The 25,050-nt window shown below is 72.3% G+C and carries 23 protein-coding genes; 14 read left to right on the top strand and 9 right to left on the bottom strand.

Annotation, left to right across the window (positions count from 1 at the left end):
• The first annotated feature begins 38 nt into the window (after positions 1–38).
• Positions 39–1,658, top strand: a complete 1,620-nt coding sequence (locus ACWDRW_RS20305) for an ABC-F family ATP-binding cassette domain-containing protein (protein WP_451725019.1) — start codon at positions 39–41, stop codon at positions 1,656–1,658.
• Positions 1,659–1,776: 118 nt separating this feature from the next.
• Entirely contained in the window at positions 1,777–2,034 is a 258-nt protein-coding gene (locus ACWDRW_RS20300) for a DUF6158 family protein (protein WP_451725018.1), read from the top strand.
• A gap of 14 nt (positions 2,035–2,048) precedes the next feature.
• Here ACWDRW_RS20300 and ACWDRW_RS20295 read toward each other — a convergent pair whose 3' ends face one another.
• From ACWDRW_RS20295 to ACWDRW_RS20270, 6 genes are all read right to left on the bottom strand, one after another.
• The gene (locus ACWDRW_RS20295; RefSeq protein WP_451725016.1) at positions 2,049–4,148 is read right to left on the bottom strand and encodes a catalase; all 2,100 of its coding nucleotides are present in this window, start codon (positions 4,146–4,148) and stop codon (positions 2,049–2,051) included.
• A complete protein-coding gene (locus tag ACWDRW_RS20290) occupies positions 4,148–4,690 on the bottom strand; it encodes a type 1 glutamine amidotransferase domain-containing protein (RefSeq protein ID WP_451725014.1) in 543 nt (180 codons plus the stop codon). The genes ACWDRW_RS20295 and ACWDRW_RS20290 overlap by 1 nt, the downstream gene beginning before the upstream one ends.
• A gap of 6 nt (positions 4,691–4,696) precedes the next feature.
• Entirely contained in the window at positions 4,697–5,314 is a 618-nt protein-coding gene (locus tag ACWDRW_RS20285; protein WP_451725012.1) for a diguanylate cyclase, read from the bottom strand.
• A gap of 4 nt (positions 5,315–5,318) precedes the next feature.
• A complete protein-coding gene (locus ACWDRW_RS20280) occupies positions 5,319–5,738 on the bottom strand; it encodes a CBS domain-containing protein (protein ID WP_451725011.1) in 420 nt (139 codons plus the stop codon).
• A complete protein-coding gene (locus tag ACWDRW_RS20275) occupies positions 5,731–6,126 on the bottom strand; it encodes a DUF2795 domain-containing protein (protein WP_451725009.1) in 396 nt (131 codons plus the stop codon). Before ACWDRW_RS20275 ends, ACWDRW_RS20280 begins: the two co-directional genes overlap by 8 nt.
• A 237-nt stretch (positions 6,127–6,363) precedes the next feature.
• A complete protein-coding gene (locus ACWDRW_RS20270) occupies positions 6,364–8,157 on the bottom strand; it encodes a thiamine pyrophosphate-requiring protein (protein ID WP_451725007.1) in 1,794 nt (597 codons plus the stop codon).
• Between the two features lie 244 nt (positions 8,158–8,401).
• On the opposite strand from ACWDRW_RS20270, the gene ACWDRW_RS20265 reads away from it, so the two are divergent.
• The 4 genes from ACWDRW_RS20265 (at position 8,402) to ACWDRW_RS20250 (ending at position 12,340) form a co-directional block, all read left to right on the top strand.
• Complete coding sequence (locus ACWDRW_RS20265) at positions 8,402–9,193, top strand: RNA polymerase sigma factor SigF (protein ID WP_451725004.1); 792 nt, start codon at positions 8,402–8,404, stop codon at positions 9,191–9,193.
• A gap of 139 nt (positions 9,194–9,332) precedes the next feature.
• Complete coding sequence (locus ACWDRW_RS20260; RefSeq protein ID WP_451725003.1) at positions 9,333–9,956, top strand: hypothetical protein; 624 nt, start codon at positions 9,333–9,335, stop codon at positions 9,954–9,956.
• Positions 9,957–10,025: 69 nt separating this feature from the next.
• Positions 10,026–11,273 (top strand): aminotransferase class I/II-fold pyridoxal phosphate-dependent enzyme, encoded by a 1,248-nt coding sequence (locus ACWDRW_RS20255; RefSeq protein WP_451725001.1) that lies wholly within the window; start codon positions 10,026–10,028, stop codon positions 11,271–11,273.
• On the top strand, positions 11,270–12,340 hold the full coding sequence (locus ACWDRW_RS20250) for an MBL fold metallo-hydrolase (protein WP_451724998.1): 1,071 nt from the start codon (positions 11,270–11,272) through the stop codon (positions 12,338–12,340). Before ACWDRW_RS20255 ends, ACWDRW_RS20250 begins: the two co-directional genes overlap by 4 nt.
• Here ACWDRW_RS20250 and ACWDRW_RS20245 read toward each other — a convergent pair.
• Positions 12,337–12,951 (bottom strand): DedA family protein, encoded by a 615-nt coding sequence (locus tag ACWDRW_RS20245; protein WP_451724996.1) that lies wholly within the window; start codon positions 12,949–12,951, stop codon positions 12,337–12,339. The genes ACWDRW_RS20250 and ACWDRW_RS20245 overlap by 4 nt on opposite strands.
• Positions 12,948–13,721: an MBL fold metallo-hydrolase gene (locus tag ACWDRW_RS20240; protein WP_451724993.1), complete on the bottom strand. Its 774-nt coding sequence runs from the start codon at positions 13,719–13,721 to the stop codon at positions 12,948–12,950. Before ACWDRW_RS20240 ends, ACWDRW_RS20245 begins: the two co-directional genes overlap by 4 nt.
• 84 nt (positions 13,722–13,805) lie before the next feature.
• On the opposite strand from ACWDRW_RS20240, the gene ACWDRW_RS20235 reads away from it, so the two are divergent.
• The 8 genes from ACWDRW_RS20235 (at position 13,806) to dnaK (ending at position 24,049) form a co-directional block, all read left to right on the top strand.
• Positions 13,806–14,207 carry a hypothetical protein gene (locus tag ACWDRW_RS20235; protein WP_451724991.1) on the top strand — a complete coding sequence of 134 codons (402 nt, stop codon included), beginning with the start codon at positions 13,806–13,808 and terminating at the stop codon, positions 14,205–14,207.
• An 87-nt stretch (positions 14,208–14,294) separates the two neighbouring features.
• Complete coding sequence (locus ACWDRW_RS20230) at positions 14,295–16,391, top strand: phage holin family protein (RefSeq protein ID WP_451724990.1); 2,097 nt, start codon at positions 14,295–14,297, stop codon at positions 16,389–16,391.
• Between the two features lie 111 nt (positions 16,392–16,502).
• Positions 16,503–17,564, top strand: coding sequence for an ATP-binding protein (locus tag ACWDRW_RS20225; protein WP_451724989.1), 1,062 nt, complete (start codon positions 16,503–16,505; stop codon positions 17,562–17,564).
• 56 nt (positions 17,565–17,620) lie between these two features.
• The gene (locus tag ACWDRW_RS20220) at positions 17,621–19,354 is read left to right on the top strand and encodes a vWA domain-containing protein (protein WP_451725118.1); all 1,734 of its coding nucleotides are present in this window, start codon (positions 17,621–17,623) and stop codon (positions 19,352–19,354) included.
• Between the two features lie 65 nt (positions 19,355–19,419).
• Entirely contained in the window at positions 19,420–19,848 is a 429-nt protein-coding gene (locus tag ACWDRW_RS20215; protein ID WP_451724987.1) for an OsmC family protein, read from the top strand.
• A 110-nt stretch (positions 19,849–19,958) separates the two neighbouring features.
• Positions 19,959–21,341, top strand: a complete 1,383-nt coding sequence (locus ACWDRW_RS20210) for a CorA family divalent cation transporter (RefSeq protein ID WP_451724986.1) — start codon at positions 19,959–19,961, stop codon at positions 21,339–21,341.
• Between the two features lie 5 nt (positions 21,342–21,346).
• A complete protein-coding gene (locus ACWDRW_RS20205) occupies positions 21,347–22,096 on the top strand; it encodes a glycerophosphodiester phosphodiesterase family protein (protein WP_451724985.1) in 750 nt (249 codons plus the stop codon).
• Positions 22,097–22,186: 90 nt separating this feature from the next.
• A complete protein-coding gene (gene dnaK / locus ACWDRW_RS20200) occupies positions 22,187–24,049 on the top strand; it encodes a molecular chaperone DnaK (RefSeq protein WP_451724982.1) in 1,863 nt (620 codons plus the stop codon).
• Here dnaK and ACWDRW_RS20195 read toward each other — a convergent pair.
• Positions 24,046–24,942 (bottom strand): SDR family oxidoreductase, encoded by an 897-nt coding sequence (locus tag ACWDRW_RS20195; protein WP_451724980.1) that lies wholly within the window; start codon positions 24,940–24,942, stop codon positions 24,046–24,048. The two genes, dnaK and ACWDRW_RS20195, sit on opposite strands and share 4 nt — an antisense overlap.
• Between the last annotated feature and the right edge of the window lie 108 nt (positions 24,943–25,050).

Genomic DNA, 25,050 nt, shown 5'->3' with positions numbered 1-25,050 from the left:
TTGCCGGGTGCCGGGGGCGACCCGCAGAATGCCACCTCATGGGACATCTCGAAGCCGCGCACCTGGAGTACCACCTCCCCGACGGGAGGCCGCTCCTCGGCGATGTGTCCTTCCGGGTCGGCGAGGGGTCCGTGATGGCCCTGGTCGGCCCGAACGGCGCGGGCAAGACGACCCTGCTGCGCCTGATCTCCGGCGAGCTGAAGCCGCACGGCGGATCGGTCACGGTGAGTGGCGGCCTCGGCGTGATGCGCCAGTTCGTGGGGTCCGTACGGGACGAGACGACCGTACGGGATCTGCTGGTGTCGGTCGCGCCGCCCCGGATCCGGCAGGCCGCGCAGGCCGTCGACACCGCCGAGCACGGGATCATGACGGTCGACGACGAGGCCGCGCAGCTGAGGTACGCGCAGGCCCTCGCCGACTGGGCCGAGGTACGCGGGTACGAGGCCGAGACGCTGTGGGACATGTGCACCATGGCCGCGCTGGGAGTGCCGTACGAGAAGGCGCAGTGGCGGCAGGTGCGGACGCTCTCGGGCGGTGAGCAGAAGCGGCTGGTGCTGGAGGCGCTGCTGCGCGGCACCGACGAGGTGCTGCTGCTGGACGAGCCGGACAACTATCTCGACGTGCCCGGCAAGCGGTGGCTGGAGGAGCGGCTGAAGGAGACCCGCAAGACGGTCCTGTTCGTCTCCCACGACCGGGAACTGCTCGCCCGCGCCGCCGAGAAGATCGTCTCGGTGGAGCCGTCGCCGACGGGGGCGGACGCGTGGGTGCACGGCGGCGGCTTCTCGACGTACCACGACGCCCGGCGCGAACGCTTCGCGCGGTTCGAGGAGCTGCGGCGGCGATGGGACGAGAAGCACGCTCAGCTGAAGAAGCTGGTGCTGACCCTGCGTCAGGCGGCGGCGGTGAGCCATGAGATGGCCTCGCGGTACGCGGCGGCCCAGACGCGGCTGCGGAAGTTCGAGGAAGCGGGACCGCCGCCGGAGCCGCCGCGGGAGCAGGACATCACGATGCGGCTGAAGGGCGGCCGTACGGGCGTCCGGGCGGTGGTGTGCGAGTCCCTGGAGCTGACGGGTCTGATGAAGCCGTTCTCGCTGGAGGTCTTCTACGGCGAACGGGTCGCGGTCCTCGGCTCCAACGGCTCCGGGAAGTCGCACTTCCTCCGGCTGCTGGCGGGGGAGGAGGTGGCGCACACCGGGGCGTGGAAGCTGGGTGCGCGGGTCGTGCCCGGCCACTTCGCGCAGACCCACGCGCATCCCGAGCTGGCGGGGCGGACGCTGCTGGACATCCTGTGGAAGGAGCACGCGCAGGACAAGGGTGCCGCGATGTCGCGGCTGCGCCGCTACGAGCTGACGCAGCAGGCGGAGCAGGCCTTCGACCGGCTCTCCGGCGGTCAGCAGGCGCGGTTCCAGATCCTGCTGCTGGAGCTGGAGGGCGCGACGGCGCTGCTGCTGGACGAGCCGACGGACAACCTGGACCTGGAGTCCGCGGAAGCCCTCCAGGAAGGGCTGGAGGCCTTCGAGGGCACGGTTCTGGCGGTGACCCACGACCGCTGGTTCGCGCGTGCGTTCGATCGCTATCTGGTCTTCGGCAGCGACGGCCGGGTGCGGGAGACCGCCGAGCCGGTGTGGGACGAGCGGCGGGTGGAGCGGGCGCGCTAGCGGGCACCGACCCGCACGGAGGCTCGGTGCCCGGGATGTTCGTACAGTGGATTCAGGAACGCGAGATCCACGGTCCCTCCCGGGCCTCGGTCAGGGACACGACGAGCGGGGTGCCACGATGACCGGAGTCGACCCCAGCCGGCTGGACGACCAGCAGCTCATGAAGGAGCTGGAGACCATCCACCGCACGCGCCACGACGCGCTCCTGTACGGCTCGAACGACGCACTGCGCGCCCACAACGAACGCATGGCCCAGCTGGAGGGCGAGTACCTCCGTCGCAACCCGCGCCGCCCCGTCGCCTCCGGCCGTACCCGCGAGGGCGCCCGGGACCGCGGTTCCGGAGAAGCCGCGACCCCGGACGCCCCGGGTACCTGATCCTCCCGTCGCCGTCAGCGGCGCAGCGGAGCCCTGTCCCAGTGCCGGTGGGCCGCGATCGCGGCCACGAAGGTCTGGCAGAAGTCGTCGCTCGCGGTGCCCGGCGAGGTGTCGGTCACCACGCCCCGGTCGGCCACCACCCGGTGGAACTCGGTCGACACGTCGAGGCCCTCCGGCTCCAGCGACGACAGGATCCCCACGCCCGAGCCGAGCGCGCCGACCGGCTTGCCGTGCCGGTAGGCGTCCCGCACGAAGCGCAGCACGTCCGGGTCGGTCGCGGCGGGCGGTGTGCCCACCGGGCCGCCGGGCAGCAGCACCGCGTCGTACAGCACCGACGCCACGGTGGGCAGCGCCCGGTCCACGGGGAACCGCTCGCCGTCCGCGCTCGCGACGGTGCCGTCGGCGGGCGCGAGGGCCTCGACGACCGCGCCCTCGGCGGCGAGCGCCTCGCGCACCGACGTCAGCTGGTCGGCGTCGACGCCGTCGGTGACGAGGGCGGCGATCCGCCGGGTGCGGATGGAGCCGTCGCCGCGCTGCCGCTCGATGCTCAGCGCGGGGGAGAGCACCTTGTTCGTGCCCTCCTCGGCCCCGGACGGCGTCGCGCCCCCGATGCCGCTCGCCACCTGTGACGCCAACTCGCCGTTCACCTTGGCCAGTTGCTCCACCGTCCGGTTGCGCACCGCCCGCGCCTCCACCTTGCCGAGCTCGAACCGGAACGCGGCCACGATGTGCTGCCGCTCCCAGTCGCTCATGGAGTGCCAGAACAGCGCGGGCTGGCTGTAGTGGTCCTGGAAGCTCGGGCTGCGGCGCCGGATCTTGGCGCCGTCGACGCGTTCGGCGTAGTGCGTGTAGGCACCGGTGCCGGCGCCCGCGTGGGCCGGGCAGCCGCCGCCGAGGGAGTTCGGGAAGTAGTTCGTGCCCCGGTGGATCTGGCTCTGGCCGTAGCCGTCGCGCTGGTTGGTGCGCACCGGCGCGACCGGCCGGTTGACCGGCAGCTGCGCGAAGTTGGGGCCGCCGAGCCGGATCAGCTGCGTGTCCAGGTAGGAGAAGTTGCGGGCCTGGAGCAGCGGGTCGTTGGTGAAGTCGATGCCCGGGACGACGTTCGCCGTGTGAAAGGCGACCTGCTCGGTCTCGGCGAAGAAGTTCTCCGGGTTGCGGTTGAGCACCATCCGGCCGATCGGCCGTACCGGCACCTGCTCCTCAGGAATGATCTTCGTGGCGTCCAGCAGATCGAAGTCGAAAGCGAACTCGTCCTCCTCCGGCACCAGTTGGACGCCCAGCTCCCACTCCGGGTACTCGCCCGCCTCGATGGCGTCCCACAGATCCCGCCGGTTGAAGTCCGGGTCTCGGCCCTGGCACTCCTGGGCCTCGTCCCACACCAGCGAGTGCACCCCGAGCCGCGGCTTCCAGTGGAACTTCACGAACGTGCCGCGCCCGTCGGCGGTGACGAACCGGAAGGTGTGCACACCGAAGCCCTGCATCATCCGGTAACTGCGCGGGATCGCCCGGTCCGACATCAGCCACATGATCGCATGCAGCGTCTCGGGCTGCAGCGACACGAAGTCCCACAGGGTGTCGTGGGCGGACGCCCCGGTCGGGATCTCGTTGTGCGGCTCGGGCTTCACGGCGTGCACGAAGTCCGGGAACTTGATGCCGTCCTGGATGAAGAAGACCGGGAAGTTGTTCCCGACCAGATCGTAATTGCCCTCGGACGTGTAGAACTTGGTGGCGAATCCGCGCACGTCCCGCACGGTGTCCGCCGAGCCGCGCGGCCCCTGCACGGTCGAGAACCGCACGAACACCGGGGTCCGCACGGCCGGGTCCTGGAGGAAGGCCGCGCGGGTGAACTCCGCGCAGGACTCGTACGGTTCGAAATAGCCGTACGCCCCCGCCCCCCGCGCGTGCACGACCCGCTCCGGGATCCGCTCGTGGTCGAAGCGCGTGAGCTTCTCCCGGAAGTGGAAGTCCTCCATCAGGGTCGGCCCGCGCTCACCGGCGGCCAGCGAGTCGTCGGTGTGGTCGACCGGCACGCCCTGGTCGGTGGTGAGCGGCCCGCCGGCCGGGTCGTCCGCCCGGAAGGCCTCGCGCTGTTCCTGCTTGGGGTCGTGATCCATCAGCCCGCCTCCTCGGCGAAGACGTCCAGGAAGGTCTCGCAGAACGCCTTCAGGTCATCCGGCTTGCGGCTGGTGATCAGCTTGTTGGCGCCGTGGTCGCAGACCTTGACCTGCTCGTCGACCCAGGTGCCGCCCGCGTTGCGGATGTCGGTGCGCAGGCTCGGCCAGGAGGTGAGCACCCGGCCCCGGACCACGTCCGCCTCCACCAGCGTCCAGGGCGCGTGGCAGATCGCGGCGACCGGCCGGCCCTGCTCGAAGAAGGCGGCGACGAAGGCGACGGCCTTGTCGTCCATCCGCAGGAAGTCCGGGTTGGCGACCCCGCCGGGCAGCACGAGCCCGCCGAAGGCGTCGGCGGACGTCTCGCCCACGACCTCCTGCACCGGGAAGGTGTCCGCCTTGTCCAGGTGGTGGAAGGCCTGGATCTTCCCCGGCTTCGTCGACACGAGCACCGGTTCGTGACCAGCGTCCACCGCCGCCTGCCAGGGATCGGTCAGCTCCACCTGCTCGACGCCCTCGGGCGCGGTGAGAAATGCGATGCGCATGATGGTTCAGTCCTCCTTCTTCCTCTTTCGCGCCGCCCGCCGGCACCGCAGCAGCTCCTCGCCGTACGGCAGCAGCACACAGACGCCGATCGCGGCCCCGATGCCCGCGAGATACGCGCGGGAAAGCGGCCGCCGACGCGGCACCAGCCGCCAGGCGTCCGGATCGCCCCGGCCCCCGCGCAGCAGCGACCTGACCTGGTCGGCGTGCAGGCACATCAGCGAGGCGAGCGCGCCGAACGGCAGGGACTCCAGAAAGCTGTGGATGTGCTGTTCGATCGGCTTGACCTCGCGACCGCTGTCCTCGGCGGTGCGTACGTCCCACAGCGCGGTGGCCTCGTGGGCCGCGGTGCTGCCGAGCTGCACGGCGAGCAGCATCGGGTTGACTTCGTAGCGCAGGGTCAGCGCGATGGGCACGCCGACCTCGGTCATCATCAGGGCGTGGATGAGTGATTCCTTGGTGCCCGCCGTCTCCTCGATCCGGGTGCGCCGGTGCATCACCCAGTCGGCCAGGCCGGGCAGGAACCAGCCCGGCAGCAGGCCGTACAGCAGATAGCGGACGGTCGCGTCGCCGACGTCCACGGTGACGTCGGAGGCGGTGATCTCGGCGGCTTGGTCGCGGCCCACGCGGTCAGCCGTCCGGCGTGGCACGGCTGATGTCCGCCAGCGCCGAGTCCGGGTCCCGGGCCTCGGCGAGGTCGCCGAGGCTGACCATGCCGACCGGCAGGCCGTCCTCGACGACCGGCAGGCGGCGCACCGCGTGCCGGCGCATCAGGGCGACGGCGGCCGGCACCGGGTCCTGCGGCGCGACCACCACCGGATCGGTGCTGCACACCGACCCGACGCTCACGGTCAGCGGGTCGATGCCGTCCGCCACCGCGCGCACCGTGATGTCACGGTCGGTGAGCATCCCGACGATCCGCTGGCCGTCGGCCACCACCACGTCGCCGATGTCCTGGGCGCGCATCAACTGGGCCGCCTCCACCAGCGACGCGTCCGGGCGGACGGCGACCACGCCAGCGGTCATGACCTCCCGTACCAGGTCAGCCATGGCGGCGGCCCCTCTCGCCGCCGGTCAGGGCCTCCGCCAGTTCCTGGACGGTGGTGTAGCGCGCCGAGCGCGGCAGGTGGTTCAGGGGCTCCACCAGGGCGTCGGGCGCGTAGCCGTGGCGCAGGGTGCCGGCCAGCTCGCGGGGGCCCGCCGGGAACGCGCTGCGGCTGAGGTACCGGGCCAGTGCCTGGCGTACGGCCGGCAAGGAGACCGCACCCACGCCGGGTGTCACCGGACCGCCCGCCAGCTGCGGATCGTCGTCGGCGCCGGGCTCGGGGTCGTGCCACTCCTCCACGCGCGTGGGGTGGCCGGACCTGAGCAGGCCCTGGAGTTCGTGCTTCATCTCGTCGTCACGGTGGACGCTCAGTCGGTCGCTGCCTCGCTGCATGACTCCCTCCAGATCTTCGCGGGTCCGCACCGCGTACCCGAAGCACGGCAGCCGACACGGCTCGTCCGGGTTTGCCTCGCGCCGGTCCGGAGACCCGGTCCGCGCCCCCCGCGCACCGCTCCGCGGAAGGACTGGCCATGGTGTTGCTCGTTGTGATCATCCCGTTGTTGATGCTGGGCGTTCTGATGGCGCTGGGCCGATACGAGGAGCTGCTGCTGCCGAGGGAGGCGAGCGAGCCTATTTCCGCTCCCGCCCCGGCAGGAACTCCTGCATCTTCGCCTTGAAGCCCTGCTTGATCATCGAGCCGCGGTCCGCGTCGCCCTTCAGGATCGACGCGGCCGTGGCCTCCATCTGGTCCCACGTCGCGTGCGGCGGGATCGGCGGGACCGCGGGGTCGGTCAGGAACTCGATCACCGCCGGGCCGTCCGCCTCGAGACCGGCCCGCCAGCCCGCCTCCACGTCCTCCGGCTTCTCCACCCGGATCCCGGTAAGGCCGAGCGAGCGGGCGAACTCGGCGTACCGCACGTCCGGGAGCTCCTGCGAGGGCAGGAAGGACGGCGCGCCCCCCATGGCCCGCATCTCCCACGTGACCTGGTTGAGGTCGCGGTTGTTCCACACACCGACCACCAGGCGCGGGTCCTCCCACAGATCGCGGTACTTCGCCGCCGTGATCAGCTCCGCCATCCCGTTCATCTGCATCGCGCCGTCCCCGACCAGCGCGATCGCGGGCCGGTCCGGATGCGCGAACTTCGCGCCGATCGCGTACGGCACCCCGCAGCCCATCGTGGCGAGCGTGCCGGACAGGGAGCCGCGCATACCGGGGCGCATCGTCAGATGCCGGGCGTACCAGTTCGCCGCCGAGCCCGAGTCGGAGCTGACGATGGCGTCGGCGGGCAGCAGCGGATCGAGGGCCCGGGCCACGTACTCCGGGTTGATCGGGTCGGCGGACAGATTCGCCCGCCGCTCCATGATGTCCCGCCAGCGCGACACGTTGTCGCACACGGTGTCGTACCACTCGCGCCCGCGCTCGGCGTCGATCATCGGGATCAGCCGGGCCAGCGTCGCCTTCGCGTCGCCGACGAGGTTCACCTCGTAGGGGTAACGCATCCCGACCATGTGCGGATCGAGGTCGATCTGCACCCCCCGCGCCTTGCCGAACTCCGGCATGAACTGGGTGTACGGGAAGGACGACCCGACCGTCAGCAGGGTGTCGCAGTCCCGCATCATCTCGTACGACGCCCGCGTGCCCAGCAGACCGATCGAGCCGGTGACATACGGCAGTTCATCGCTCAGCACGTCCTTGCCGAGCAGCGCCTTGGCCACGCCGGCGCCGAGCAGCTCGGCCATCCGCTCCACCTCGGCCCGTGCCCCGGCGGCGCCCTGGCCGACCAGGATCGCCACCTTGTCACCGGAGTTGAGGATCTCCGCGGCCCGCTGGAGCGACTCCTCCGAGGGGACCGCGGTCCACGAACTGCGGTCCAGGCTGGAGGGCACCATCTTGAACTCGTGCGTGGGCGGGGTGTACTCCAGCTCCTGCACATCGCCGGGAATGATGATCGCGGTCGGGCAGCGGCGCGCGTAGGCGGTGCGGATCGCCCGGTCCAGTACGTTCGGCAGCTGCTCGGGGACGGTCACCGTTTCCACGAACTCCGAGGCCACGTCCTTGAACAGGGTGTGCAGATCGACTTCCTGCTGGTACGAGCCGCCCATCGCGGTCCGGTGCGTCTGGCCGACGATCGCCACCACCGGAACGTGGTCCAGCTTGGCGTCGTACAGGCCGTTCAGAACATGGATGGCGCCCGGTCCCGAGGTGGCCGCGCACACTCCGACCCGTCCGCTGTACTTGGCGTAGCCGACCGCCTGGAACGCGGACATCTCCTCGTGCCGGGACTGGATGAACCGCGGCCGGTTCTCCGCCCGGCCCCAGGCCGCGAGCAGGCCGTTGATGCCGTCGCCGGGGTAGCCGAAGACATGCTCCACCCCCCATTCGCGCAGTCGTTGCAGTACGTGATCGGAGACCTTGGTGGTCATGCCGGACCTCCCGGACGAGTACGGACGGGCAGCCCTACGAGTCACCCTGCGCGACCGCCGAAAACCCTGGACGGGGTGTTTGCGGCGTGAGGGCCCGGGCAGGCGCACTCCCAGTGCTTCGGACAGGAGGCACGTCCGTGGGAGCGGCGAATCGTCGACCCGGGCTGCGTTCCGTCCGGTTCCGCCGCGCGCTCCCACGGTGACCGTCCAACCAGAGCACAGGACATAGGGAGTTGCGACGCACATGCCCACACGAGTGAGCGCGAAGCACCACCCGCACGATGACGCCCCGGACACCGCGGAGGCGTTCCGCAAGCTCGCCTCGCTGCCTGACGGGCCGCAGCGCGACACACTCCGCGAGAAGATCGTCGAAGCCTGGCTGCCGATGGCGGACCGGCTCGCGGGCCGGTTCCGCAGCCGCGGCGAGAGTTTCGAGGACCTGCGCCAGGTCGCGGCCCTCGGGCTGGTGAAGGCGGTCGACCGGTACGACCCCGAACGGGGCAACGCCTTCGAGAGCTACGCCGTGCCGACCATCACCGGTGAGATAAAGCGGCACTTCAGGGACCACATGTGGACGCTGCACGTGCCGCGGCGGGTGCAGGACCTCCGTAACCGGGTCCGGTTCGCCGTCCAGGATCTGCAGACCGTCTCCGGTCGCCGGCCCTCGGTGGCGGAGATCGCCGAGCACGCGGACATGACCGAGGCGGACGTCAAGGCCGGTCTGGAGGCGCTGGAGAGCTTCACGGCGCTGTCCCTGGACGCGGAACTGCCCGGCAGCGAGGACGGCTACTCCCTGAGCGACGCGCTCGGGTCCGCTGACCCGGCGCTCGACACGGTGGTGGACCGGGAGGCCGTGAAGCCGCGGCTCGCCGCACTCCCCGAGCGGGAGCGGGCGATTCTGTACATGCGGTTCTTCGGCGACATGACGCAGAGCCGGATCGCCGAGCAGCTGGGCATCTCGCAGATGCACGTGTCCCGGCTGATCAGCCGGTGCTGCGGGCGGGTGCGGGAACAGGTGCTGCGGGACGCGGCGTAGGTTCCGTGTCACCCGCACGGGCGTCTTCGTCCCGCCAATGGCGTTCGGCCGCGCGCGGGGTGGCGGCAAGGAGGCTCTGATGGCTGTGGGGCGCGTGGCCGCGCGTCCCACAGCCGTCGGTTGTTGAGGAGCCCGCGTCATGCGCCGCATCGTCCGTGTCCTGTCCGCCCTCGCCCTGGGCGGTGTCGTCCTGGGGTTCGCCGCCTCGTCGGCCCTCGCGGAACCGGCCGCGGAGGTCAGTCCGGGCAGCGTGCAGCCGGGCGGATCCGTCACCGTCTCCGTCACCTGCGATCCCCTCGGCGGGCCCGCGCCCCCCACCATGGACGCCACCTCGCAGGCCTTCGAGGAGGGCACGGTCGCCCTGCACCAGGTCGCGGGGCAGGAGGGCGCCGGGGGGCCCGCCTACCGGGGGTCCGCCCGGATCGTCTCCGCGGCGGAGCTGGAGGGGGTCGACTCCGTGGGGCCCGACACCGCCTGGACCGTCGACGGGACCTGTCCCGCCGCCCCCGGCGGGCAGGGCAAGCAGTGGAGCGCGACCTTCACCGTCGCCAAGGGCGGTGCGACGCACTCCGCCCGGCCGTGTCCCGAGCCGCACCGGGAGACCTGCCCGCCGGCGGTGATCCAGAAGGGCGTGCACGCCGGCGAGGGCGGCGCCTTCACCGACTCCGTGCCCCTGTTGGTCGCGGGCGGGGTGCTGATCGCGGCCGCCGCGGGAGGCGCCGTGTACCGGCTGCGCCGCGGAGGGCCTACGGGGGGCATCTGATCCGGCTCGCTGGGTACGCAGAACCCCTGGGGCGCCCTGTCGCCCCGCACGCACCAGGAGGGAGTCAGGGTGGCGCGGAGGGTTCCCGAGAGCCACGGCCCCGTCCGGTACGGGCCACCGCTGCCCGGGGACGGGCTGCCGGTGCTGCCCGAGCTGTCCGCCGTGCTCGCCGCTGCGGCCGGCCGGGCCGAGAGCGAACCCGTGGGCGGGGGAGGGGCCCTGCTCGACGCCGCCTGCGGACACTTCGACCGGCGCGGTCTGTCCGCCGTACCGGACCGGGTGGTCGCGGCCCCCGGCGCGAACGCCCTGCTGCTCGCGCTGACCGCCGCGCTCGGCGGCGACGTCCTGGTGCCCCGGCCCTGCGCGGCCTGGTGGGCGCCGTACGCGCGCCTGCTGGGAAGACCCGTCTTCCATGTCGCCACCCCGGCCGAGAGCGGTGGGGTGCCCGATCCGTACGCCCTGCTGGAGACCGTGCGCCGGGTCCGCGCCGAAGGCGGTGACCCGCGGCTGCTGGTGCTGTCGGTCGCGGACGACCCCACCGCCACCGTGGCGCCCCCGGAGCTGCTGCACGAGACCGTCGAGGCCGCCGCGGGCGAGGGCCTGCACCTGGTCAGCGACGAGACCTGGCGGGACACCCGGCACGCCCCGCACGACTCCGTGCTGCTCAGCCCCGCCGAGATGCTCCCGGAACGGGTCAGCGTCGTCACCGACCTGGCCGGCGCGCTGCTGCCCCCCGGCTGGCCCGCCGCGGTCGCCCGGTTCCCGCCGGGCGAGGCCGGAGAGGGCCTCCACGCGCGCGTGCTCGACGTGCTCACGGCGCTCGGCGCGCGGGTCGCCGGGCCGGTCGCCGCCGCGGCCGGATACGCCCTCACCGAACCCGAACCGGTCACCGCCCGCCGCACCGCCGCCGTGGCCCTGCACGCACGCGTGGCCGCCGCCCTGCACGCGCTCGTCGTCGAAGCCGGAGCCGTCGCCCGCCCGCCGCAGGCCGGGCGGCATCTCTATGTCGACCTCGGCCCCCTGCGCGGCGCGCTCGGCGCGCACGGCGTCGGCGACGCCCAGGAACTGGAGGACTTCCTCACCGCCAGGCTCGGCATGCCCGCGCCCGGCGGACACCGGTTCGGCGACGACCTCGCGGCACCGCGCGTGCGGCTGTCCACCGGGGACCTCCTCGGCGGCACCGACGAGGAGCGCGCGGAATGCCTCGGTTCACCCTCGCCGTTGGAACTGCCCCATGTGCGAGGCGCGTTCAACCATGTGAAGTCGGTCTTCGACGATCTCCGCGACGATGCTCGGCGATGGGAGTCTCCTCGATGACGCAGCAGTCCGAGTCGACCGCGTCCTCGATGACGCAGCGGTCCGAGTCGATCACGAAGGAATGCGACAGCCCCGCATCCACCGCTCCGTTGCCCCCGCTCGCCGAACCCCGACCCCTGGGCGAGCGGCGAGTGTGGCCGCGCACCTTCCACGACCGCCTGACGGCGCCGCTGCCCGGCCTGAAGGCCATGGCGCGGTTCGCCCGCGAGGGCGCGATCCGCCCCGGCCGTGAGGGCCTGGCGGACCTCCCGCTGCTGCCCTGCCAACCGGCCCCGCTGCCCCGCGTCGACGCCCGCACCCTCGCCGTCTCCTGGGCGGGACACGCCAGTTGGGTGGTCCGGATCGGTGGCCTCACCGTCCTCACCGACCCGGTCTGGTCCCGGCGCATCATCGGCACCCCGGCCCGGATCACCCCGGTCGGGATCGACTGGGACACGCTCCCGCCCGTGGACGCGGTCGTCATCAGCCACAACCACTACGACCATCTGGACGCCCCCACCCTGCGCCGACTGCCGCGCGACACCCCGGTGTTCGTACCAGCCGGTCTGGCCCGCTGGTTCCACCGCCGCCGCTTCACCACCGTCACCGAACTGGACTGGTGGGAGGCGGCCGAACTGGACGGCGTCCGCTTCGACTTCGTGCCCGCCCACCACTGGTCCAAGCGCAGCCTCACCGACACCTGCCGCAGCCTGTGGGGCGGCTGGGTGCTGACGGACGAGGAGGGCCGACGGCTGTACTTCGCGGGTGACACTGGCTACGGCCACTGGTTCACCCGCATCGGCCGCCGCTACCCCGGAATCGACCTGGCCCTCATGCCTATCGGCGCCTACGACCCCCGCTGGTGGCTCAGCGACGTCCACTGCGACCCGGAGGAGGCGGTGCGGGCGACCCGGGACCTGGGGGCACGCAGGATGGCGCCCATGCACTGGGGCACGTTCGTCCTGTCGGCGGAGCCGGTGCTGGAGCCGCTGAGGAGGGTGCGGGCGGCCTGGGAGGAGGCGGGGCTGCCGAGGGAGGACCTGTGGGATCTGCCGGTGGGAGGCTCGCGGGTCCTGACGCGGCACTAGGTCCGGACCCGGCGCCACACACTCGGCGCCGCGCTGATCACCAGCGTCAACGCCACCGCCGCCACGACCCCTTCCCACGGCTCCGGGAACAGCGAACCACCGAGAATCCCGATCAGCTGATACGTCACGGCCCATGCCAGGCACGCCGGAAGATTCCCCCGGGCGAACCGTCGCATGGGCCACTCGGCGATCAGACAGGCCAGCATCACCGGCAGTCGCCCCGCCGGAACCAGTCGGGACAGCACCAGCACCGCGACACCGTGCTCGGTCAGTTTCGTCTGCGCCTGCTCCAGCCGTTCCTCCGGCGCCCGGGACCGGATCGCCTTCAACCACCGCGACCCGTTCCGGGACTTCATCCCCCGCCGTCCGAGCCAGTACAGCGTCATGTCACCGAGAAAGGCGGCCAGCGAGGCCGTGACGAAGACCATCGCCAGAGTGAACGGCGCCGTCTGATGGAACGCCACCACCGCCGCCGTGCTCACCAGCGCCCCCGTCGGTATGACCGGCACCAGCGCCCCGAGCAGGACCAGCACGAACAGCGTCGGCAAGCCGATCGCCTGCTGCGCGGACTCGGCCGCCACCGTCGAGGACGCCGCCGCGAAAAGGCTCACGCGGACACCTCCAGCCGTACGTGCTCCCCGTGCCCGAGCCGGTGCACGGCGACGCCCGGCGCGCGCTCGGCGGCGAGCCTCGCGAACTCGTCACCCGGCGCATGGAACTCATGGGGGCGCACGGCGTCCATGCCGATGGGCCAGTACGTGCCGTAGTGCACCGGCACCGCGCTCCGGGGCGCGAGCCGGGCCAGTGCCTCCGCCGCCCGCCCCGCGTCGAGGTGGCCCTCGCCGAGGTACGGCCCCCAGCCGCCCACCGGCAGCAGTGCCACGTCGACCCGGCCGACCTCCCGCGCCATCTCGTCGAACAGTCCGGTGTCCCCGGCGAAGTAGGTGCGCGCCTCCCCCTCGATGACGTAGCCGAGGGCGGGGGAGTGGTGGCGTCCCACCGGCAGGCGCCGTCCGTCGTGGCGGGCGGGTACGGCCCGCACCCGCAGACCACCCACACGCGTCACATCGCCGGCCCGCACCTCGGCGATCCGCAGATGCGTGAGCCGGCGCAGACCCGGTACGGCCCGGAGCGCGCCCCGGGGCACGACCAGGCGCGTGCCCGCGGCGAGCCGAGCCAGGGACGGAACATGCAGGTGGTCGGCGTGCAGATGGGAGACGAGCGCGACATCGGCGCGCCAGGCGCCGGGCGGGGGGAGCGCGCCCCGGCGGCGGCGCAGATGCGCGAGCCGGCGTGCGAACAGGGGGTCGGTCAGGACGCGTACGTCCGAGTCGGCGACCGTGCAGGTGGCGTGACCCCACCAGGTGATCTCCACGGGCACCTCTTTGCCTCCTTCGCGCGACTCCCCCGAAGCCTACGGGCAGGAGTAGTGTCGGCGCCTGAAACCGGAGGTGAGGGGGACCCCATGGGACCGGTGCGGGTCACGGCGATCGCGAGTCTGACGCCGCTGGAGGAACTGGACGCCGATCCCTTCCTGGTGGACTCCCGCAGCCAGCACGCGATGTGCGCGCGGTGGGCGGCGGAGCACGGATACACGGTGAGCCGGGAACTGCTGGTGCGCGGACTGCGGGCGGACCACTGCGTGCTGTGGGACGGCGTGCGTCCCGGCGTCGACCTGTTCGTGGTGCCCAGCCGCCGGGTGCTGGAGAGCGCCCTGTCCTCCGCCGAGGAGTTCACCGCCGAGTGCGCCCGACGCGGGGTCCGGGTGGAGACGGTGGGCAGCGCGGAGCCCCGCTACGACTCCCGGATGAAGGCCCACGTGCACCGCCGCCTGTCCCTGCCGACGGCGGGCTACGACGGTCGCTAGCAACGACCCCGTGCTCCCGCGCGTCCATATGACAAGGTGGAGGCAGGCCCGCCTGACAGTCGGGTCGGGACGTGAGGTGTACGGGGCGTGGTTGGGCGGCGTTGGCGGCGGGTGGCCAGTCAGGTCGGGCGCAGCGTCGCGGTGTGGGTGGTGTCGACGCTCACCATGCTGGTGCTCGCCGGGATCCTGCCGGACTTCCAGCTCCAGTCCCCCGACGGCGACAGCGCCACCCGGATCGCGGTCACCGCGGCCCTCGGCGCCGGTGCCTTCGGTGTCCTGTCGGCCCTGGCCTGGCCGCTGCTCGTCCGGCTGCTGCTGCTGGTGCCCGCGCTCGTGCTCGGTCTGCTGGTCTTCTTCCTCAACGGCGCCCTCCTGCTCGTCGCCCTGCGGCTGAACCCCGCCGAGCGCGGCGGCGCCGCCTGGGAGACCGCCGTGGTGGTCGCCGCCGTGATGTCGGCGGTCGCCTCGGCCACCGGCGCCGCCCTCGCCGTACGCGACGACGACGCCTACCGGCGTCGGCTGTACCGCCTCGCCGACCGTCGGCGCGGCAGCGCGCCGCCGTGTCCGTCCACGCCCGGAACCGTCTTCATGCAGCTCGACGGGGTCGGTCACGACGTGCTGCGGGACGCCGTCGGCAAGGGGCTCATGCCGACCCTCGCCCGCTGGACCGACGGGAACCGCCCGACCCACCGGCTGACCCCCTGGCGCACCGACTGGTCCAGCCAGACGGGTGCCAGTCAGCTCGGCATCCTGCACGGCAGCAACTTCGACGTCCCCGCCTTCCGCTGGTACGAGAAGGACACCCGCGAGGTGATGGTCTGCAACCGCCCGACCAGCGCCGCCGAGCTCCAGCGCCGGGCCGGCGAGGCCTTCGGGGGCAGCGGACTGCTCACGGTCGACGGCGCCAGCCGCGGCAACCTGTTCAGCGGCGGGGCCGAGGAGCAGGCCCTGGTGCTGTCCATCGCGACCAGGCGCCGCAGCCGAGAGAACCGTTCCCGGGCGGGCTATTTCGCCTACTTCTCCGATCCGGCGAACGCGGTGCGCACCGCGCTCTCGTTCGTCGCCGAGGTCGGCCGGGAGATCGGCCAGTCCACCCGTGCCCGGCTGCGCAAGGCCCGCCCGCGGGTCTCGCGCGGCGGCCTCTACCCCCTCGTCCGGGCCTTCGCGACCATCGTCGAACGGGACGTCGTCGTCGCCGCGGTGATGGGCGACATGCTCGCCGGGCGCACCGCCGTCTACGCCGACCTCGTCGCCTACGACGAGGTCGCCCACCACTCCGGGCCGGTCAGCCGTGACGCCGAGAAGGTCCTCCAGCGCCTCGACGCGGCTCTGGCACTGATCGAGCAGGTCGCCGAGCACGCGCCGCGGCCGTACCGGATCGTCGTGCTCTCCGACCACGGGCAGAGCCCCGGCGAGACCTTCCGCTCCCGCTACGGCCTCACCCTCGGCGACCTGGTCCGGGCCGGCTGCGGGCTGCCCGTGCCGCGCCGGGCCCGGCGCACCCACAGCGGCGCCGAGGCCCGCGCCGCCGTACGGGCCGCGCTGCGGATCCCCGTCGAGGAGCGCGGCGAGCGGCACCGCCCCGCCCGCCACTCGGAGCCGATGGTGCTGGCCTCCGGCAACCTCGGCCTGATCTCCTTCCCGGACGTCCCGCACCGGATGACCAAGGAGGAGATCGACGCCCGCCACCCGGCCCTGCTGACCACCCTCGCCAACCACCCCGGCGTCGGCTTCCTGCTGGTCCGCAGCGAGCGGCACGGCGGGGTCGTGCTCGGCCCCTTCGGCACCGAGATCCCCCTGGACCGCCTCGACCAGGACCCCGGCCCGCTCGCCGCCTTCGGCCCCGGCGCCGCCGAGGTCGTGCGGCGCACCCATTCCTTCCCGCACACCGCCGACGTCATGGTCAACTCCATGTACGACCCGGCCGACGGCGAAGTCCTCGCCTTCGAGGAGCAGATCGGCTCGCACGGCGGCCTCGGCGGTGCCCAGGGCAGGCCCTTCCTGCTCTCCCCGCTCGCCCTGTCCACGCCGGTCGAGGACGGCACGGAACTCGTCGGTGCCGAGCAGGTGCACCGCGTCCTGCGCCGCTGGCTGGACGAGTCGGGCGGGCCGCAGGTGCCGGTGGAGCGGGCGGCCAAGGAGCGGGCGGCCAAGGAGCGTGGGGAGCGGGAACGGGCGGCCTGAGAAGCGGGTGCCCGTGACGCGGGCCGGGTGAAAACCGGGTGCGTCAAAACGGTCGTACGCACACACTGTTCACCGTCGAACCCATTCGAACACCCCTGAGGAGCCTCTGCTTTGCAGGCTGCTGTCACCGTCACGCCCGCCCGTCTCCCCGAACTCCTCCTCGGCCTCGCCACCGTGCGGCCGGTCTTCGTCTGGGGCGCCCCCGGCATCGGGAAGTCCTCCCTGGTGCGGGACTTCGCCGAGTCGCTCGGCCTGGAGTGCGTGAGCCTGCTGGGCACCCAGCTCGCGCCCGAGGACCTGATCGGCGTACCCCAGATCCGGGACGGGCGGTCGGTGTTCTGCCCGCCGGAGACGATCGCCCGGGACGAGCCGTACTGCCTGTTCCTGGACGAGCTGAACGCGGCCACGCCGGATGTGCAGAAGGCCTTCTACTCGCTGATCCTGGACCGCCGGATCGGCAACTACGAGCTGCCCAAGGGGTCGATCGTCATCGGGGCGGGAAACCGCGCCACCGACAACGCCCTCGCCCGGCCCATCGCCTCCGCGCTCGTCAACCGCCTCACCCATGTCCACCTGGAGGCGTCCCCCAAGGACTGGCTGACCTGGGCCGCGGGCAACGACGTCCACCCGTGGGTCGTGGACCACCTCACCGACCGGCCCGACCACCTGTGGTCCAAGCCGCCCAAGACCGAGGAGCCGTTCTCCACGCCCCGCTCCTGGCACATGCTCTCCGACGCGCTGCACTCCTTCGGCCCCGGCCTGGACGAGGAGACCCTGAAGGTCCTCGCGCACGGCACGCTGACACCCGCCCACGCGACCGCGTTCTGCGGCTATGTCAAGATCGTCCGCAGTCGGTTCGGCATCGAGGCCATCATCAAGGGCGACGCCCGCTGGCCGAACCGCCTGGCCGACCGCGATCTGCTCTACTACCTCGCCGACTCCTTCCGCGGCCGCCTCATCAAGGAGCTGCCCGCCGCCAAGGAGCACATGTCGGCGAGCGGGCGCCAGACCGCCTACCGCGCCAAGTCGCTGCTCGTGCAGCTCGCGGAGATCTCCGTCGAGGTCGCCCAGACCGTCATCGCCTCCGACGCCGACGGCAACCCGGTGCTGCCCTCCTGGTTCCTCGTGGAGGCGGCCCGGGACATGCCCCGCCTGGTGGAGGCGCGCCGGTGAGCCGTGAGCGGCCGAAGAAGAAGCGGGACCTCGCGGGCGAGGCCTTCGCCGAGGGGATGCGGCTGGTGAAGGCCAACCCGGCGCTGGCGGCGGTGGAGTTCGACGTCTGCCGCCAGGAGAGCTGCGAGCTGGCCCCGCGCGAGGGACTCGTCCGGGTCACCTCCAGCGCCACCCTGCACGCCCACCCCGACCGCATCGCCGACCCGGCCGACTGGGCCTGGGCCCTCGCCCACGCCATCCTCCACCTCGGCTTCGGCCATGTCCCGGCCGCCAAGGGCGAGCGCGAGCAGCCCGACCGCTGCGAACTCGTCGCCCGCTGCGTCGTCGTCAACCGCTTCCTGCTCGGTTTCCCCGTCGGCAAGGCCCCGGAACACCTGCCCGCCGCCTATCCCGACGGGGACGAGGAGCAACTCGCCGCGCGCTGGCGCCGCGACGGCGTCCCGGCCGTGTACGAGCGGAGCGGCACCGCGGGTGACGCCCCCGACCTGCGTCTGGTGGAGTGGCACGGCTGGTACGGGCAGCCGCCCGACCACCAGCTGGCCTTCGCCACCGCGCTCACCCGCACCGTGTCCGCGGCGATGGACATGGCGGGCGGCCGCCGCGACAGCCTCACCGGCGAACCGGCCGCCCTGCGCCCCTGGCAGCGCGCCCTGAGCTGGTTCGTCTCCTCCTACCCGCTGCTCGCCGGGATCGCGGCCGGGATCACACTGGTCGCCGACGCCGAACTCGCGCGCGCCCACGGCATCTCCGTCGCCGCGGTGAACGCCGAGGCGGGCGAGATCTACATCAACCCGCTGCGCACCCTCGAGGACGAGGAGTGGCGGTTCGTCCTCGCCCACGAGATGCTGCACGCCGCGCTGCGCCACGGCGACCGCTGCGGCGCCCGCGACCCCTACCTCTTCAACGTCGCCTGCGACTACGTCATCAACGGCTGGCTCAAGGAGATGGACGTCGGCACGATGCCGGAGGGGCTCCTGTACGACGCCACGCTCGCGGGCCTGTCCGCCGAGGAGGTCTACGACCGGCTCGCCGGCGACCTGCGCCGGATGCGGCGCCTGGCCACCCTGCGCGGCAAGGGCGTCGGTGACATTCTGGGCGGCCCGCTCGGACCGCGGTGCGACTACGTCGACCTCGACGAGTTCTACCGCCGCGGCCTCCACCAGGGCCTGGACCTGCACCAGCGGCAGGAGCGCGGCTTCCTGCCCGGCGGCCTGGTCGAGGAGATCCGCACGCTCAGCCATCCGCCGCTGCCCTGGGACGCGCAACTGGCCCGCTGGTTCGACGAGTTCGTGCCCCGTCCGGAGCCGGTACGGACGTACGCCCGCCCGGCGCGCCGGCAGGCCTCCACGCCCGACATCCCGCGCGCGGGACGGTACTTCCCGCCGGAGGAGATCGCCCGCTGCACCTTCGGCGTGGTCCTGGACACCTCCGGCTCCATGAACCGGATCCTGCTCGGCAAGGCCCTCGGCGCCATCGCCTCCTACGCCGAGGCCCGGGACGTACCGGCCGCGAGGGTCGTGTTCTGCGACGCGGCCGCGCACGACGCGGGCTATGTGTCCGTGACGGACATCGCCGGGAAGGTGCGGGTGCACGGCCGGGGCGGGACGGTTCTCCAGCCGGGCGTGGATCTCCTCCAGCGCGCCGAGGACTTCCCGCCCGGGGCACCGGTACTGATCATCACGGACGGCTGGTGCGACGTGCTGCGGGTGAAGCGCGAGCACGCCTATCTGATCCCGCAGGGGGCGCGGCTGCCGTTCACCGCGCGTGGGCCGGTCTTCCGGGTGAGTTGAGCCGGAGTGTGATCGGATGGGACCCACGGACCCCCGAACACGGGACCTCAGTGAAGGGATTCATCGTGGCAACCACGCGCTCCGCACACACCGTGTGGGAAGGCAACCTGTTCCAGGGCAACGGCGTCGTCACCTTCGACTCCTCCGGTGCCATCGCCGCGCAGCCGGTGTCGTGGCCCTCGCGCGCCGAGGCGGCGGGTGGCAAGACCAGCCCGGAGGAGCTGATCGCGGCGGCCCACTCCAGCTGCTACTGCATGGCCTTCTCCAACGGCCTGGACAAGGCCGGCACCCCGCCCACCAAGCTCGTCACCTCCGCGGACGTGACCTTCCAGCCGGGTGAGGGCATCACCGGCATCCACCTCACCGTCGAGGGCACGGTGCCCGGCATCAGCGAGGCGGACTTCCTCGCCGCCGCCGAGGACGCCAAGGCCAACTGCCCGGTCAGCCAGGCCCTGAAGGCCGTCCCGATCACCCTCACCGCGAAGCTCGCCTGAGCATCGGGCAGCACTCCGCGATCATGGCTCGCGCAGGTCGTCCACCCGGGCGGCCTGCGCGACGTCGGTTCGGGGTATGACATGGACGCCGGTGAGTCGGAAGGACCGCGATGGTGACGGGAACGGCGGGCAGCGAGACGGTGCTTGACATCGGCTCTCGGGAAGTGACCCGGATTCTGCTGCTGTTCAGCCTCGGCTGTCGCGTGCGCCCGCCGGACCCGGCGCCGCGGGGGCTCGTCGAGCGTTTCCAGTTCGGCCGCTTCGCACCGCACCTGGAGTCCGGCGAGGCGGTGCTGCCCGTACCGGTGCTGACCGAGCACCTGGCCGCCGGTGAGCTGACACTGCCCGACGGCGACCACGGTCTGCGCCTCGCCCGTGTCGACCTCCTCGTCGTCGCCACCCCGCGCGGGGACGCCACCCTGCTGCTGGACTGCGAGTTCGCCGGCGCCACCGACGCCGGCGCGGTCGCCTCCTGGCTCGCCACCACCTGCTTCGCCCGCGAGCGCCTCCGACTCGGCGACCGGCCCCTGCTGGAGGTCCTGCGCGAACGCCTCGGTCTGCCCGAGCCCCTGACTTTCGGGCTGAACGTGCACCAACTCGTCTTTCCCGGCGGCCGGTTGCGCGAGGAGCTGCTCGCCCACGGTGACGAGTCCCGGCAGTCGGCGCTGCTCAACGGGATCATCTACCGCGGCAGGATGCCGGCCGAGGCCGCCGACCGCCTCCGGGTCAGCGTGCCGCCCAACCTGAGGAACCACGGCGTCACCCTCTCCGCCCACGGCCGGGGCGTCTCCGTCCAGGCGGGCTGGGCCTTACACGTGGAGAACGGCCTGGCCGTGGTCGCCCTCGGCATGATCTCCGCGCTGGCCGTGCTGCAGCGCACCCGGCTCGCGGCCTTCGCGATGATGAAGGAGAACGAGCGGGCCGCCACCCGCTCGGCCGCCGAGGTCCGCACCCTGATCTCCCGCCTCTCGGAGGGTGTCAACGAACTCCAGCTGGACCTCGCCTTCGGGGTCGAGGCGTACGTCGACAGCCTGCTGATCCCCGAGATGCTCACGGAGGGCTTCCAGTCCTCGCTGGGCGACACCCTCGGCATCCGCGACAGCCTCGACAACTCGGCCCGTATGGTCGAGCGGCTGACCTCGGTCATCAACGCCCGCTCGGCCGCCCTGGACGCCGCCCTCGCCGACCGCGACGAGCGGCAGAACCGGGTCGTCTCCGCGCTCGTCGCCGCGGCCACCCTGATAGCCCTGCCGCCCACCCTGCTGCTCGCCTTCTTCGGCGTGAACGCCACCGATGTCGACGAGGCACGGTCCATCATCGACCTCGGCCGGTACGGCACCGCGTACGCGCTGGCCTGGCTGCCCTTCGTCGTCCTGGTCGTCATCGGATACGTCCTGCTCCGCAGGGTCGGCAGACGGCCCGGCACCCTGCTGCCCGCGTCCGACGACCCGCCCCCTGTGGTGCCCGCACCGCGTTCCCCCTCCGGGAGTTGACGATCATGCCGCGACGACCCGCCGTCTCCGCCCACCGCGGCGGCTCCGAACGCGCCGGAGCCGCCACCTGGGAGGCGTACGAGGACGCGCTGCTCAGCGGCGCGGAGTACGTCGAGTTCGACATCCGGCGCACGGCCGACGGCGTCCTCGCCGTCTACCACGACGCCCGCGTCGACCACACCGGACCGCTGCTGTCGGCGATCTCCCACGCCGAGCTGAGCGAGCGCGCCGGATACCTGGTGCCGGTCGTCGACGAGGTCATGGAGCTGATCGCGGGCAGGCTCGTCGGCCACCTCGACCTCAAGGAGGTCGGCTACGAGCGCGAGGTGATCGACCGGGCCGTCGCCCTGCTCGGGGTGGACGGATTCGTCGCCACCACCCTGGAGGACCGTTCCGTCGCCGCGATCTCCGAGGCCTACCCCAGGGTCCGCACGGCCCTCTCGCTCGGCCGCAATCGCGACGAGGTCGGCTGGGCCCGGCTGGCCGGGACGCGGCTCAGCGAGCTCCTGCCGATGCGCCGGGTGCGCGCCTGCGGGGCCGGCGGGGTCGCCGTGCACCAGCAGCTCGCCCGCGCGAGCGTGCTGCGCGAGGCGACCCGGAACGGCCTGTTCACCATGGTCTGGACGGTCAACGAGGACACCCTGATGAAGACGTTTCTCGACCACCCGCGCGTGGACGTGCTGATCACCGACCGACCCCGGCGGGCCGTGGCCCTGCGCGGGGAGCCGAGGGAGCCCGAGCGCACGCTTCGCTGACCGACCCCCGGGTACTGCGGCACCATTGACAAGAGCCCACTCAAGTTTTGTGCTGGAGTCCGGGAAGCGCCCTGGCGGAAGGGGACAGCGATGGGACGTGCGGTCGGTATCGATCTCGGGACCACGAACTCCGTGGTGGCCGTGCTGGAGGGCGGCGAACCCACCGTCGTCGCCAACGCGGAGGGGGCCAGGACCACACCGTCGGTCGTGGCCTTCGCCAAGAACGGCGAGGTGCTCGTCGGTGAGGTGGCCAAACGGCAGGCGGTGACCAACGTCGAGCGCACCGCCCGCTCGGTCAAGCGCTACATGGGGGACGGCGGCTGGCGCTTCCCGCAGGAGGGCTCGGTCGACGGCACCCGCTACCGCGCCCAGGAACTGTCGGCCCGGGTGCTGCAGAAGCTGAAGCGGGACGCCGAGTCCTACCTCGGCGAGGACGTCACCGACGCGGTGATCACCGTCCCGGCCTACTTCGACGACGCCCAGCGCCAGGCCACCAAGGAGGCCGGGGAGATCGCGGGCCTGAAGGTCCTGCGGATCATCAACGAGCCGACCGCCGCCGCCCTCGCCTACGGCCTGGACCGGGGCGAGGAGCAGACCGTCCTCGTCTTCGACCTCGGCGGCGGCACCTTCGACGTCTCCCTGCTGGAGATCGGCGACGGCGTCATCGAGGTCAAGGCCACCAACGGCGACACCCACCTCGGCGGCGACGACTGGGACCAGCGGGTCGTCGAGCACCTGGTCAAGAAGTTCAAGGGGCAGTACGGCATCGACCTCGGCAACGACAAGATGGCGCTGCAACGCCTCCGCGAGGGTGCCGAGAAGGCCAAGATCGAGCTGTCGTCGTCCTCCGAGACCACGATCAACCTGCCCTACATCACCGCCTCCGCGGAGGGGCCGCTGCATCTCGACGAGAAGATGACCCGGGCCCAGTTCCAGGAGCTGACCGCCGATCTGCTGGACCGCTGCAAGACGCCCTTCCACCAGGCGGTCAAGGACGCCGGGATCAAGCTCGCCGCGGTCGACCACGTGATCCTCGTCGGCGGCTCCACCCGGATGCCGGCCGTGACGGAGCTGGTGAAGGAGCTGACCGGAAAGGACCCGCACAAGGGGGTCAACCCCGACGAGGTCGTGGCCGTCGGCGCCGCGCTCCAGGCCGGGGTGATCCGCGGTGACGTCAAGGACGTCCTGCTTCTCGACGTCACCCCGCTGTCCCTCGGGATCGAGACCAAGGGCGGCATCATGACGAAGCTCATCGAACGCAACACGACGATTCCCACCCGGCGTTCGGAGATCTTCACCACCGCCGCCGACAACCAGCCCTCGGTGGGCATCCAGGTCTACCAGGGCGAACGCGAGATCGCCGCGTACAACAAGAAGCTCGGCGTCTTCGACCTGACGGGTCTGCCGCCCGCGCCCCGGGGTGTCCCGCAGATCGAGGTCGCCTTCGACATCGACGCCAACGGGATCATGCACGTCTCGGCGAAGGACCTGGCGACCGGTCGCGAGCAGAAGATGACGGTGACAGGTGGCTCGGCCCTCCCGAAGGACGACATCGACCGCATGATGCGGGAGGCCGAGCAGTACGCGGAGGAGGACCGCAAGCGCCGGGAGGCGGCCGAGACCCGCAACCAGGCCGAGCAACTCGTCTACCAGACAGAGAAGTTCATGCGGGACAACGAGGACAAGGTGCCCTCCGACACCAAGTCCGAGGTGGAGGCGGCGGTCACGGAGGTCAAGGGGCTGCTGGAACGGAACGCCGACACCGCCGAGTTGCGCACGGGAGTGGAGAAACTCGCCACCGTCAGCCAGAAGATGGGGCAGGCCATGTACGCGCAGGCCCAGCAGACCCCGCCGGAGGGCACCGAGCAGCGGACCGCACCTCAGGACGACGAGGGCGTCGTGGACGCGGAGATCGTGGACGAGGAGAAGGACCAGAAGGGCGGCGCCGCCTAGGAGCCTGTCGGGGACCGACGTCCGGCGGGTGCGAAGTAGTGCCCGGCGTTCAGGTCCTGACGCAGCTCGGGGTGTTCGGGGTGCCAGCCCAGGCGCTTGCGGGTCATGTCGCTGGATGCCGGAAGGTCCAGGGCGAAGAAGGGGCCCAGCCAGCCGAAGTGGTCTGCCGGTGCCGATGCCACCGGCAGACCGGTACGGCGGCCTATCGCCTCCGCGATCTCCCGAACCGGCACGCCCTCCTCCGCCACCCCGTGCAGCCTCGCTCCCGCCGGGGCCTCCTCCAGGGCCAGCCGGAACAGACGGGCCGCGTCCAGGCGGTGCACGGCCGACCAGCGGTTGGTGCCGTCGCCGGGGTGCGCCGCTACGCCCTGGGCGCGGGCGATCTCGATCAGGCGGGGGACGAAGCCGTGGTCGCCCTCGCCGTGGACCGTGGGAGCCAGTCGCACCGCCGAGACCCGTACCCCCCGGTCCGCGTACGCCAAGGCCTCCTCCGAGCCGCGCGGCGATTCCGGTGCCGCCGGGTCGTCCTCCGTCACCACCCGGCCCGGTCCGACCCCCGCGATTCCGGAGGTGACCACGAACGGCCGACCGGAGCCCTCCAGCGTCTCGCCCAGTGCCGCTATCGCCCGGCGATCGGTCCTCGCCGCGCCCGCGTAGTCCGAGAAGTCGTGGACGAACGCGGTGTGGATCACACCGTCCGCCCCCGCCGCTCCCGCCCGCAGGCTCTCCACGTCGTCCAGGTCACCCCGGTGCACCTGCGCACCCGCCGCCGTCAGCGCCGCCGCGCCGTGGTCGGAGCGGGCCAGGCCCACGACCCGGTGGCCCGCGTCCAGGAGCTCGGCGACGACTGCGGAACCGATGAAACCGGTGGCCCCGGTGACGAACACACGCATGATGCGACCCTTCGGTCAGAGAGAGAAGCGGTGACTCCCCCACCGTGCGCCCGCCGATCACCGCAGATCAAAGACCTGTTCCGCATCAAGCAATACGTTTCAGGCATC

It is taken from the genome of Streptomyces sp. NPDC003635 (genome assembly GCF_053587635.1).
This window is presented reverse-complemented; position numbering and strand designations above follow the sequence as displayed.